Origin of the sequence: Eubacterium limosum, assembly GCF_000807675.2 — a bacterium.
In the GTDB taxonomy this organism is placed as follows: Bacteria; Bacillota; Clostridia; order Eubacteriales; family Eubacteriaceae; genus Eubacterium; species Eubacterium limosum.
The window spans coordinates 4,057,870-4,070,581 of sequence record NZ_CP019962.1; the positions used below are offsets into that span (position 1 = coordinate 4,057,870).

The 12,712-nt window shown below is 39.0% G+C and carries 10 protein-coding genes; 1 reads left to right on the top strand and 9 read right to left on the bottom strand.

All coding sequences use genetic code 11. The annotated features are described in order from the left end of the window. Positions 1-8: 8 nt before the first annotated feature. The gene (locus B2M23_RS19110) at positions 9-1,136 is read right to left on the bottom strand and encodes a uroporphyrinogen decarboxylase family protein (protein WP_038351425.1); all 1,128 of its coding nucleotides are present in this window, start codon (positions 1,134-1,136) and stop codon (positions 9-11) included. Between the two features lie 278 nt (positions 1,137-1,414). On the opposite strand from B2M23_RS19110, the gene B2M23_RS19115 reads away from it, so the two are divergent. Beyond that, entirely contained in the window at positions 1,415-2,863 is a 1,449-nt protein-coding gene (locus B2M23_RS19115) for a PucR family transcriptional regulator (RefSeq protein WP_038351424.1), read from the top strand. A 117-nt stretch (positions 2,864-2,980) separates the two neighbouring features. Here the strand turns inward: B2M23_RS19115 and B2M23_RS19120 are convergent, their stop codons facing one another. The 8 genes from B2M23_RS19120 to hslV form a co-directional block, all read right to left on the bottom strand. Next, complete coding sequence (locus B2M23_RS19120; RefSeq protein ID WP_146209109.1) at positions 2,981-3,868, bottom strand: glycyl-radical enzyme activating protein; 888 nt, start codon at positions 3,866-3,868, stop codon at positions 2,981-2,983. A gap of 7 nt (positions 3,869-3,875) precedes the next feature. After that, entirely contained in the window at positions 3,876-6,260 is a 2,385-nt protein-coding gene (locus B2M23_RS19125; protein WP_052237128.1) for a glycyl radical protein, read from the bottom strand. 27 nt (positions 6,261-6,287) lie between these two features. Beyond that, positions 6,288-7,769: an FGGY family carbohydrate kinase gene (locus tag B2M23_RS19130; protein ID WP_038351422.1), complete on the bottom strand. Its 1,482-nt coding sequence runs from the start codon at positions 7,767-7,769 to the stop codon at positions 6,288-6,290. A gap of 178 nt (positions 7,770-7,947) precedes the next feature. Beyond that, positions 7,948-8,712, bottom strand: a complete 765-nt coding sequence (locus tag B2M23_RS19135; RefSeq protein WP_038351421.1) for a DeoR/GlpR family DNA-binding transcription regulator — start codon at positions 8,710-8,712, stop codon at positions 7,948-7,950. 150 nt (positions 8,713-8,862) lie between these two features. Further along, complete coding sequence (tsf, locus tag B2M23_RS19140; RefSeq protein WP_038351420.1) at positions 8,863-9,504, bottom strand: translation elongation factor Ts; 642 nt, start codon at positions 9,502-9,504, stop codon at positions 8,863-8,865. Between the two features lie 34 nt (positions 9,505-9,538). Continuing rightward, complete coding sequence (rpsB, locus tag B2M23_RS19145) at positions 9,539-10,318, bottom strand: 30S ribosomal protein S2 (protein ID WP_038351419.1); 780 nt, start codon at positions 10,316-10,318, stop codon at positions 9,539-9,541. A 158-nt stretch (positions 10,319-10,476) separates the two neighbouring features. Continuing rightward, positions 10,477-11,892 carry an ATP-dependent protease ATPase subunit HslU gene (hslU, locus tag B2M23_RS19150; RefSeq protein ID WP_201261622.1) on the bottom strand — a complete coding sequence of 472 codons (1,416 nt, stop codon included), beginning with the start codon at positions 11,890-11,892 and terminating at the stop codon, positions 10,477-10,479. A 22-nt stretch (positions 11,893-11,914) separates the two neighbouring features. Beyond that, on the bottom strand, positions 11,915-12,448 hold the full coding sequence (gene hslV, locus B2M23_RS19155) for an ATP-dependent protease subunit HslV (protein ID WP_013380803.1): 534 nt from the start codon (positions 12,446-12,448) through the stop codon (positions 11,915-11,917). Positions 12,449-12,712: the final 264 nt, after the last annotated feature.

Below are 12,712 nucleotides of genomic sequence, written 5' to 3' on the forward strand. Positions count from 1 at the left end.
TAATCTCCTTAATAATTTGTGTTTTCAATAATATAATTACATATCGCCCTGAAATTTTTGATATTCAAATCTCCCAGAGCCATTGGTGATTTGTCAAAACCAAAAATGTACTTGCCGCCAGGCGCCATAACATCAATGAATTTTTTCAACTCGTTAATGCACTGTTCTTCCCGTAAGCTACGTGCTGTATTCAATGGAAAGAGCCCCCTGAGAACATACTTTTCTCCTAAATTTTTCTTAAGAAATTCAGGATTCCCGTATTCAAATGTAAACTCCGTCAATGGAGGCAGTTCCTTCCAATAATCCAGAAAACGAGTACAATCTCCTTCTAAAAAAAGTGAAATCGTATATCCTTTTTTTGTTATCTCATCCATTACCTGTTTTAAGGAGGGCCAATACAATTTTCCAAACTGCTTCTCACTCATAAACGGTGGCATATGTATCGGAAACATAACTTTTGTTTTATCTGGAAACCCGTCTGCAGTTGCAATTTTAATGCACAACGGGACCAATGCCGATGCTGCTTCTGCAATTTTCTCAGGGCATCGCCGCATATCTAATGAAATCCCAGAAAAGGAACGCAGTAAGTCCGCTAAAACATCAAAAGGCGCAACACACTCATGTACAGGTATGTTAATAAATTCATGTTCATCAATAACCTTATCGATTTCAGAAAATATCTTTGAATAAGTATCATGATAAACATTCAGCGCTTTAGCAAAAACAAAAGATCTTCTTTCTGAAGCTGTATCCAATGCAGTATACAAACACGGCAGACACTTTTGTACCATTACTTTATAAGGATCCTTTATAAAATCATCATATTCTTCCACATACAAACTCTGCATTTCAGGATGCTGGATATTTCCATTACTTCCCATAATAAATGCCTTAGCACCTAAAAAATCATATAAAGCAGGCAGTCTCCATGAATAAACAACTGGGCAAAAATCACTTGGAAGCATAGAAGAGAATTTCTGGAATGTAGGATAGATATATTCTGGATTCCATTGAGCCAGTTTAAGATCATACCCACAATATTGCATTGCTGCTTCCATACCGATTTTTAAATGAATTGGTACTCTCTTGGGTTTCTTTCCTTTGTAAATATCCATAACCATTTTATTTCTTTCCATTTGAAGCTCTTTTATCTTAAAAACCCCCTTGTAAATAAAAGTCATTGACTTTTAATCGCTAAATATTTTATACTAAATAATATATCTTATAGTTATTCAAAATCTTTCGCGCATAATTGCACAAAATCAAAATCCGGATTTGCATTAAATTTATAAAATATATCTTTTATACAAAAAATTATAGTTTATTTCCAAAAGAAAATCTACGTTATTCAAGTATAAATAAAACTTTCAAATTTTGATAGTTTTGTGCAAAACAGTACAAAAGGAGTTGTGTAATGAAACTTAACCTTGAAATGATTGCCAATGTTCTTTATAAAGAAAAAATCTTTTTGCATAATAAAAGCAGTCTTCCTCCCTATCTGAATAAAGAAGATATCTATCAGAATAAAGAGAGCCTATTTCAGTTTCTAAATAACAATTGGTGTCTTACTACACAGGAGGGGACATTATCTTTTTACGGACTATCTGATAAACAATGTATCGAATCCGTGTCCAAGGCTTTTGACATTTATTACAACTGGTTCGAAAAAATAGTATACTTTTTATTTGAAGATAATGACATACAAAGCGTTATCGATGAAACATATACATTATTACGCAATCCTATGTTTTATCTGGATAGCGATTATCGGATCATAGGGATCACGCTCCAATATTTAAATGACCCAAAACTCGATAAGCACTGGAGTGCTTTACTAAAAAACGGTCATTTTTCTTCCGAATGGCTTTACTATATGGGCAATCGAGATAATTATACTGTAAAAAAAATATTAAAAACAGGAGAATACTATACCGAGAGAAACTTCTTTGAATATAACCGTTACTGCGACGATGTTTTTGTGGACGGAATACGAACGGGATTTCTCGAAGTTTTAGAATATGAAACTACTTTAAATTTTGGCCACTTTTGTTTGCTGAGGAAACTGACGGATTTGATTAAAATCAAAGACAAAGCACATAAAAAGGAGCTCAGCCATTACACAACGTCTAAGCAAATTATTAATATTCTTAATGGAAATATTTATGATAAAAAGCTGGTATCTTATTATTTATCTTTAAAGGGATGGCAAGAATGTGATTGTTACGCCGTAGCCGTACTCTCTCCAACACATAGCGAATCGAAAAATTTAAAAGGCATTATTAATAATATAAAAATAATTTTAGAAAAACAGTTTAACAATAAAATTTTATGTATTGAATTTTCTGACAAAATTATATTAATTTTAAACCAAACACTTCTAAATAAAGATATTTCCATAAGCTTATCACAAATTGCTCAAACTGAAAAATTATTTTGTGGTGTTAGCAATAAATTTAACGGCTTTTTTCTTTTATTCGATTACTATACTCAAGCGATCTCCACAATAAACTATGGAATAAAAACAAGACATGATACTACTTTTTTCTCTTTTTATGATCATGCCGTAAATCTGATTATCGGACATAACGATCTGCCTGCTAATATTTCCATGTGCCATCCTGATTCTATTGAGCTAATGAGATATGACAATGAAAACAATACAGATTTTCTATTGACCTTAATCTCTTATATCCGCAACAATTGCAACCTGCAAAAAACAGCCTCAAGTCTATTTATTCATAGAAACACCTTAATCTATCGAATGCAAAAAATAAAATCACTTCTTCATTACGATTTAGACAATCCTTATACGAAAGAGTACCTCATGATTTCATACCGTATTATACAACAAAATATCAAATAAAAAACAGCTTGTATTGCAGTGCTCAAGAAAAACCTGGGCACTGCTTTTAAAGCTGTCTGTCAATCATACATTAATAATAATCTTTGCTATTTTATGGCTCTCATTACGTTCCCCGAACTATATTCTTTTGATTCCAAACGTTCCTGGAATTTCGTTGAATGTCTCTATCTCAGACTGGGGCAAAAGCGGTGCATCCCCCATTGGATAAGCGATTCCCAAACCTTCATATTTTACCTTCCCCAATTTATGGTATGGCAATAAGGATACCTCTGTGATATCTAATTCTGCCAGTTTCTCACATATTCTATGGATATCTTTTTTTGATGCGTTAAAACCGGGAATTATTGGAACACGCACCAGTATTTCCTGACCATTTTGTCTTAGCTTTTTTAAATTTTCAGTAATTTGCGCCAAATCTCCCCCAGTCCATCTCCTGAAAACATTTTTATCCCAGTGCTTATAATCACAGATAAAAAGATTGGTTTTATCCATAGTGACCGCTATATTTTTCCACGGAATGCATAAGCAGGTTTCTACAGCTGTATGTATTTCTGCCTGCGTGCAATACCCAAACAGCTCATTCACAAAAGCAGGTTCTAAAAGAGACTCGCCGCCACTAACTGTAACGCCTCCACCGGAATGTTGATAGAAAGCCTGATCTCTTTTTATTATTTCAAAAATTTCTGCTACCGTGCGATCTTCCCCCATCAAAGTCAGTGCTCCTGAAGGACAACGCTCAACACATAATTTTTGTCGGCATTTTGCACACAATAGAAAATGATTTGTTCTATTTTCCAGTACTAAGCCCTCTGTGCAAGCCTTTTCGCAAGACCGGCAGCCAATACATTTATTTTTTTCAAAAAATAACTCGGTTTCGCTTTTTTGAGATTCTGGATTACAACACCAGCGGCAGCGCAGAGGGCACCCTTTTAAAAAAACAACTGTGCGGATACCCGGTCCGTCATGGACCGAGTATCGCTGTAAATTAAAAATTTTTGTTTTCATAATAAACCTATAACTCAAATTGTGTACGCGCAATGATGTCTTCCTGAAGTTCACTGTTTAAAGATGTAAATAACGCGCTGTAACCAGCGACCCGCACCATAAGGTCTGCATAATTCTCAGGGTGCTTCTGGGCATCCCGCAACGTTTCATTCGATAAGACATTATACTGCGAATGCCAGCATTTTAAATCTCCTGACGCACGTAAAACCGCTGCAAATTTTGCTTCTTCTTCGCGGGTTTGCAAAGTTGCCGGATTAATACGAATGTTTAAAAGCTGTCCTCCTGTAAACAACTCATTGGAAAGCTTTCCGACTGACTGAAAAATAGCCGTAAGGCCATTTTTTAATGTATTTCGCGATGGGGATACACCTTCTGCAGTAGGCTCCCCTGCCTTTCTGCCATCAGGTGTAGCGCCGACGGATGCCCCGCAAGGAATATTGGCTGTAATTGTTACCGTAGAGCTTGTATAACAACAGCCGATGGGGCCTTTACCGTCTCTCAACGTTTTATATTTTGAAATCTCTGTTACATAATAATCAGACAATTCTTTTGTGATCTCATCGACCGTATCTACATCATTGCCATATTTTTCTGCCCCATTCAGTAAAAGCGTTCTTATAAACTCGCCACCTTCTTCTTCAAAATTTGTTTTAAGCGCGTGACTAAGCGCCTGTGGTGTAATTCTTTTTTCCTCAAACACCAGTTTCTGGATGGCATACACTGCATTACCCACATTCGGAATACCCACAAGGGTACCGCTGATCATGTCATAAATGGTTCCACCCTCCTTAATACTTTTCCCTCTGTTTAAGCAGTCCTGCACCAGCAAAGAACAAAACGCATCCGGCACTAAAGCATTCATTGCCATTTCGTTTATATTGTCTGCAATAACATGGAGCTTCATATAATGTTCAATTGCTTTCTGATAGCCATTTTTAATTTGTTCAATGGTCGTACATTCTTCCAAAAGTGTTAAACCGTCCATAATTTTTTGTCCACTTTTACGGTCAATACCTCCATCTAAAACAATTTCAAGAATACGCAGTAAATTAATTTTACTCTTTCCATTCGCTCTATAGCCCCATTTTCCCGGCACTTGAACCTCTGTACAGCCCATTGTAGAATAATTGACGGCGTCTTCTGGTAATACTCCACGATGCAGCAGAGATGGAATAATCACCTGATCATTGACAAATGACGGCATGCCGAGTCCTTTTTTCACTATTTTTACAGCATGGTTCAAAAAATCATCGGGTGTTCCTTCATGTATACGTATATAAATATTAGGTTCCGGAAGCCTTATCTCTTCCAGCATATCAAGACACATCCACGAGAGTGTATTAACTGCGTCGCTTCCATCGCTCTTTTGCCCGCCCAAACATATATTTTGATAGGTAGGGTAACCCAGCTGGGTCTGTGTTGTTTTCCATGATCGCAATTTATTGTTGCCAAAAACTTTCAAGTAAAAGCATCCCAGCAATTCTTCTGCTTCCGTCTGTGTCAATATATTATTTTCAATATCTTTCTTGTAAAAAGGATATAAATACTGATCAAAACGGCCAAAGGACAACGAGTGTCCGTTAGACTCAATATGGAGAATAACCTGAACAAACCATACACACTGAAGCGCTTCCGCAAAGGATTCGGGAGGACGATGAAGTAATGCATCACAACGTTTTGAAATGTCTTTTAATTCAGAGCTGCGCACTGAACCTTCACATCTTTTCTGTTGTTCTATGGCCAGATCCCGATAACGCGCAATAAAATCGAAGCAGCCCTTTAAGATGGATTCACAAGCGCGATAGAAGGTGAATTTTTCAAGATCTTTTGGCTCCGTTAATACAAGATTGCCGATAAGCGTCTTAACCCTTGAATACAATCCTGAAAAACCACATTCTAATACCATTTCATAATCTGGGATTATATGGCCTTCTCCTGACGTAATATTTCCCTGCCAGCCCAGTACCCCAATTTTTATATCTTCTAAAACAGCTTCAGGCTGCATGGCTGTCGCTCTTGCTTTTAAGGTTTTATCTTTCCACCAAGGCAGCACTTGCCTTAGTTTTTCTTTATCCTCCTTCTTTATGATAAAGCGGTCACTTGTCCTGTGTTCAAAATCTTCCATTTCACTTAATACGAACTCATAGTCATACTCTGGAAATAAAGGCGCTGCCCTGGGTACACGCGCCTGGTTCCCCACCAGAAGCTCATCATCACCAATATAAATCTGCATGCCACTTAGAACATCCGCCAATGCTTTTGCGCGTTTTTCAACAATTGGATATTTCTCATATTTTTGATAAGCCTCTGTTAATAACAAGCACCGATCCACACAAATTTCCGGTACCCGATCAATCAAATCTGAACGAATACGTTTAAAACGCTCCCTCACTTTCTCCCCCTCCTCTATGCTTTTTATTTAATGTTTAATCCAGTTTAGTGAACGTGTAACTGCTTCTTTCCAGATTTTATATTCTTCTTCACGCCGACGGCTATCCATATTCGGCGTAAAGACTGCATCTGAAGCCATCACCCCTTCTACTTCATCTAAAGTAATATCTCCCATGTACATCGCCGCCATCAAAGCGGCGCCTAAACTTGTCGCCTCCACACTTTCTGGTCTTAAAACAGAGGCATTACAGTAATCAGCAATCATCTGTGCCAGTAAATTATTTTCTGATGCACCTCCATCAATTTTGATTTCTGATATTTCAATTCCCTGATCAACCACAATATTCAAAATGTCCTTAATCCTGAAAGCTATCGCCTCCAAAGTTGCCCTTGCAATATGAGCTTCTGTTGTTCCTCGGGTAATCCCTATAATAAGGCCACGCGCAAAGGGATCCTGATACGGTGTAATAAGACCAATTAATCCTGGGACAAAATAAACACCATTTGTATCTTCAACCGAAGCGGCCAGGGCTTCTATATCGCTTGACTTTTGTATGAACTTCACTCCATCACGCAGCCACTGCACTGCAGAACCGGTTACTGCCGCAAAGCCTTCAACCGCATACGTGGTTGTATCACCTAATTTCCAGCCAACCAGTGTATCCACCCCTCCATGAGATGTTGTAAAAGTTGTCCCGATATTAATATCTAAAAAACTGCCAGTGCCATTTGTACATTTAACACTGCCTGGCTTAATGCATCCCTGAGCAAAAAGAGCCGACTGCTGATCTGCGATGACTCCGGTAATGGGAATAGGCGCTCCAAAAACATCTGTCATTCCATAATCATCAGACTCTGATTTTATCTTCGGGAATACCGATTCTGGCACTCCTACATAGTCAAAAAGCCTGCTGAACCATTTCTCATTTTTTATGTCCATGCACCCACTGCTTGAAGCGTTAGAAAAGCTGGTCGCGTGGACTTTTCCCCCTGTCAGTTTCCACACCAGCCATGTATCAATCGTACCAAAAATCGCCTCACCGCTTTCTACTTTTTCGCGCGCGCCCCCTACGTTATCCAAAAACCATTTTAAAAACAAAACATCCAAATGGGGCGTAACATTTTTTCCAGAAACCTCGAGCAGTTCGTCAAAAAATTCTGATTCTCTAATCGCATTACTCGCTTCCCCCATACGTGAGTCTTGCCAGACTAAAGCATGATAAAGCGGCTCCCCTGTTTTTTTATCCCATAACAAAGCGGTGTTTCTCTGGTTTGTGATTCCAATACAACGAATATCGGAAGCCGATAAAGAAGCTTTTTCAATCGCGTTTTGGCACATTTTAACACTTTTTTCATAGATTTCCATCGCATCATGCTCAACCATATTTTCATTTGGCGTATACTGTATAAATTCGTCGTAGGATTGAGCGATTGGCTGAAAATTATCGTCAAAAATAATAGCTCTTGTCCCCGTGGTCCCCTCATCAATAACCATTATATATTGTTTCATTTTTTACTCCTCTTAAAATCATATTTACCCTTTGCTAAATTAATCAACAATTTTCACGTGCACGTTTTTTCTTTTTTTTACTTTATAATGCATTATTTAACTTTATTATACTTGTTTATACGTTTTTGTCAATAAAAAAATTCCCATTTGTACACATTCGTGTATAAATGGGAAAAAACTAGATGATTTCAATATCATTTAATTCTGCAAATTCCCGATACATGTCCGGAAACTCATCATCAACGATCAATGCGTCAAAAGCCTCTAATTCGACCACGCGCCCTAAAGAGACTTTACCAAATTTTGAAGAATCTGCAATGAGGTATTTCTGCTGACTGATATCCAGCAGGCTGCGAAGCACGGATATTTCTTCAATAAACGGATGTGTAATTCCATTATTAATGGATACGCATAAAATACCAAAAAATATTTTATTGGCACTTAATTGCCGAATCGTGTCTTCTGCCAAATCTCCATAAAACATACCAGACAAAGGCCTGTATTTACCGCCTGGCATGTAAAGATTAATAAAAGGCTTTGTTGTTGCTTTAGCAGCGATCGTTAGTGATTGTGTTATTAAATTTATGGATTCCAGATCTCCAAGATCTTCTAAAATCAACTCAGCTGTTACGCCATTATTTAAAACAATCGTATCCCCATTATCAATCAGAGCTGCTGCTTTTTTGGCAATCATTTTTTTCTTTTCCAAATTGACCATCCGTTTTTCTAAAGGGTCAATTTCAATCACACCACTGGCTTTTTCCTTTTTATAATAAGCTCCGCCATAAATTACATGAATATCATAATCCTTTGCCAGTTCCTTCAAATCCCTGCGAATTGTCGTTGCATCAACATTGAATATATCAACAAGTTCAGCTACCTTTACGCTGCCCGTTTGGGTTAACATCTCTAATATCTTTTGGCGTCGTTCAACATATAACATTTTTTTCCTTCCCGTAAAATAAAGTTTTTAATTAAACAGTGCACTATTTCGATTTTAGAAAAAACCGCCATAAATCGTCACTTTAAACTTCTCAAAAGCCAAAGCCGTATTTATGGCGGTTTTTATATTTTTAAATAATTTTATTATTCTTTATTTCATCTGTGCAGCTACTTCTTCCGCAAAGTTTTCCTGTTTCTTTTCAATCCCTTCGCCTAACTGGAAGCGGGCAAAGCGTCTGATTTTTACATTTTCACCGATTGTCATGATCTGTTCTTTGACAAGATCTTCAATGGTGATATCTGGGTTTTTAACAAAAGGTTGTTCTAACAGGCAGATTTCTTTATAAAATTTACCGATACGGCCTTCAACCATTTTGTCGACAATTTTTTCTGGCTTGCCTTCATTTAATGCCTGATGTTTCAGGATTTCTTTTTCATGTTCAACTTCTGCTTCTGGCACTTCTTCTTTAGAAACATAGGTTGGGTTAGCAGCTGCAATGTGCATTGCAACGTCTTTAGCAAAAGCTTTGAAGCCATCGGTTTTAGCAACGAAATCTGTTTCACAGTTAATTTCTACTAAAACGCCGATTTTACCGCCCATATGGATGTAAGATTCTACAACACCTTCAGCAGCTACACGGCCAGCTTTTTTATTGGTAGCGGCTAAGCCCTGTTCTCTTAAATATTCCATTGCTTTTTGGATGTCACCGTCGGTAGCAACCAAAGCTTTTTTGCAGTCCATCATGCCTGCGCCGCTTTTTTCTCTTAATTCTTTAACTAATTTAGCGTCCACGTCTGTATCCTCCTCTAATCAAATGTCAATCTGCTTATTCAGCAGTTACTTCTACTACTTCTTCGACAACGACGTCGCCGGAAGCATCTTCGGCTACAATCGTTTCTTCTACGACAGTTTCTTCAAACTGTTCGCCCTGTTTTCCTTCGATAATCGCATCGGCTAATACGCCAAGGATCAAAGCAACGGCACGGATCGCATCGTCGTTTCCAGGAATAACGTAGTCAATTTCGTCTGGGTCACAGTTGGTATCGACAATACTAACAATTGGAATGCCCAGTTTATGTGCTTCTGCAATGGCAATTCTTTCTTTCTTGCTGTCGATAACGATCATAGCACCCGGCATTTCTTTCATGTCTTCAATGCCGCCTAAGAATTTCTGCAGTTTTTCACGTTCTCTTTTTAATTTAATAACTTCTTTTTTTGGTAACAGTTCAAAAGTTCCATCTTCTTCCATCGCTTTTAATTCTTTTAAGCGTTCGATACGTTTGCTGATGGTGGTGAAGTTTGTTAAGGTACCGCCTAACCAACGGTGGTTAACGCAGAAGCTTCCGCTTCTTTTGGCTTCCTTTTCGATGCTGGTCTGAGCCTGTTTTTTGGTGCCAACGAATAAAATGCTTTCGCCGTTTGTTGCTACTTCTTTAACGAAGTTACAGGCAACATCGATTTTTTTCACTGTCTGCTGTAAGTCGATGATGTAGATACCGTTTCTTTCAGTGAAAATATAAGGGGCCATTTTAGGGTTCCATCTTCTGGTCTGGTGACCAAAATGTACACCCGCTTCTAATAATTGTTTCATTGTTACTGCTGCCATAATAATTCCTCCTTAGGTTTTTCCTCCATTTTTCTCTCCGGATTCAGCCCACCTGCTCCGCAGGCACCTGCTGCTCCTCGAAAAATGTGTGTAATAACAACATACTGCCCTATAATAACATAATTACAGGGCAGTAGCAAGTATTTTTTCTTAATTTTTTAAAGTAAAAATCTGGAATAGCCGCGTTCACGCTCTGCCGGTTTAAATACAGAGTTGACGTATTCTTTATTAACCACAAAGGTGTCCGCATCATAGTCGGACGCATAGAAGGATACTTCCTCAAGCAGCTTCTCAAGGACTGTGTGCAGCCGTCGGGCGCCAATATTTTCCTGTTCCTCATTCTGAGCAAAGGCAATCTGCGCCAATGTCTCGATAGCATCATCCTCAAAAACCAGATTGACATCCTCTGTTTTTAAAAGCTCCTGGTATTGGCGGATGGCAGAGTTTTCAGGCTGGGTAAGTATCTGTTTGAAGTCTTCCTCTGTCAGACTGTCCAGCTCAACGGTAATTGGAAAACGTCCCTGAAGTTCAGGAATCATATCGGATATTTTAGCCACATGAAAAGCGCCTGCACCGATAAACAAAATAAAGTCAGTTTTTACCGGGCCGTATTTTGTGGTGATGGTGCTGCCCTCAACGATTGGCAGAATATCACGCTGCACACCTTCACGCGAGACATCGGGGCCATTATTATTACCATTCCCGATAATCTTATCAATTTCATCGATAAAAATAATCCCGTTCTGCTCCGCTTCGCGCAGACCAATTTCCTTGACCTCATCCATATCGATCATTTTCTGAGCTTCCTGGTTTGTGAAAATCTTACGCGCATCCTTTACCTTAACATGACGTTTTTTCTTCTTAGACGGCAGAAAATCGCCGAGAATATCATTGATGTTAATGTTCATATCATCATTCATTCCCGCCATGACACCGATGGTTTTGGAGCCGTCATCCTCTACCTCGATCTCGATAACCTCGTCTTCCATCTTTCCATCGCCTAAATCCTGGGCAATGGCTTCACGTTTAATCTGGAGATTCTTTTCTTTTTCAGCTTTTTCAGCTTCCTTAGCCGGATCTGCTGTCTCTGGCTGAGCTGGCTGCTTATTACTCTTCATAAAAATGTCGAAGGGCGTTTTAATGGTTTCTTTTTTCTTTTTCATAGGTACCAGAATATCCAAAATCAGTTTATTCGCCCGTTCTTCGGCCTGTTCATAAACTTCCTTCATTTTTTCCTGCTGTACCTTACGGATGGAGGTGGTCACCAGGTCTCGCACCATAGATTCCACATCTCGCCCAACGTATCCTACTTCTGTAAATTTAGTCGCCTCTACTTTTATAAAGGGCGCAGACACCAGCTTGGCAATCCGTCTTGCAATCTCAGTCTTCCCGACGCCGGTAGGTCCCATCATGATAATGTTCTTCGGTGTAAACTCATCTCGCATTTCCTCTGACAAAAGGCTTCTGCGATAACGGTTCCTCAGGGCTACAGCCACCGCCTTTTTTGCCGGCTCCTGACCAATAATATAGCGGTTCAGCTCTTCGACAATTTTCTTAGGCGTTAAATCTTTCATTTCCATAAATTTTACCTCAAATTTATTCTAATTCTTCGACACGGATGTTATCATTCGTGTAAACACAGATTTCAGATGCAATCTTAAGGGATTCGTGGGCGATTTCCTTTGCGCTTAAATTCGAATGGCGTTTTAAAGCTCTGGCGGCAGAAAGCGCGTAGTTGCCGCCAGAACCAATGGCGGCAATGTCGTCATCCGGCTCAATCACCTCGCCGCTGCCAGAAAGCACCAGCGTTTCTTTTTTATCCATAACAATTAAAAGGGCTTCCAGCTTACGCAGCGCCTTATCCTGGCGCCAGTCCTTAGCCAGTTCAACTGCAGCGCGCTGCAGGTTCCCGTTGTACTGTTCAATTTTGTGTTCAAAGCGTTCACACAGTGTAAAAGCATCAGCGACTGATCCCGCAAAACCAACCAATACCTGATCATTGTAAATTTTTCTGACTTTTTTGGCTGTTGCCTTCATAATGGTCGTTTCCCCCATTGTTACCTGACCATCACCGGCAATGGCAACCTCGCCATTGTGTCTTACACCAACGATTGTTGTTGCATGAAACATTTTTTATTCCTCATTTCATTATATATTTAATCTAATAGGCCATTTTAGCAATGAATACTTAAATCTATATGTAAACAGACGACCGCCCGAAACGGACGGTCATCCCTGTGTGTTAAAAAACCTGAAAGACGAAGCCTTTTACCTAAGGAAGAAAAAAGCGTCCTGCGGACACTGCCCTCACATCCACATATTTCTTGCTAAAGCCGACGCTTGATCTCACCTGTGTCCGGCTGTTCCGGTCGTTCTGCACGATTCCTGGTCGTT

Coding starts and splice junctions, on each gene's coding strand:
- rpsB (WP_038351419.1), bottom strand. CDS start 10,318: ATGGCAGCAGTAACAATGAAACAATTATTAGAAGCGGGTGTACATTTT.
- B2M23_RS19135 (WP_038351421.1), bottom strand. CDS start 8,712: ATGTTATATGTTGAACGACGCCAAAAGATATTAGAGATGTTAACCCAA.
- B2M23_RS19120 (WP_146209109.1), bottom strand. CDS start 3,868: ATGAAAACAAAAATTTTTAATTTACAGCGATACTCGGTCCATGACGGA.
- B2M23_RS19110 (WP_038351425.1), bottom strand. CDS start 1,136: ATGGAAAGAAATAAAATGGTTATGGATATTTACAAAGGAAAGAAACCC.
- B2M23_RS19115 (WP_038351424.1), top strand. CDS start 1,415: ATGAAACTTAACCTTGAAATGATTGCCAATGTTCTTTATAAAGAAAAA.
- hslU (WP_201261622.1), bottom strand. CDS start 11,892: ATGAAAGATTTAACGCCTAAGAAAATTGTCGAAGAGCTGAACCGCTAT.
- B2M23_RS19130 (WP_038351422.1), bottom strand. CDS start 7,769: ATGAAACAATATATAATGGTTATTGATGAGGGGACCACGGGGACAAGA.
- hslV (WP_013380803.1), bottom strand. CDS start 12,448: ATGTTTCATGCAACAACAATCGTTGGTGTAAGACACAATGGCGAGGTT.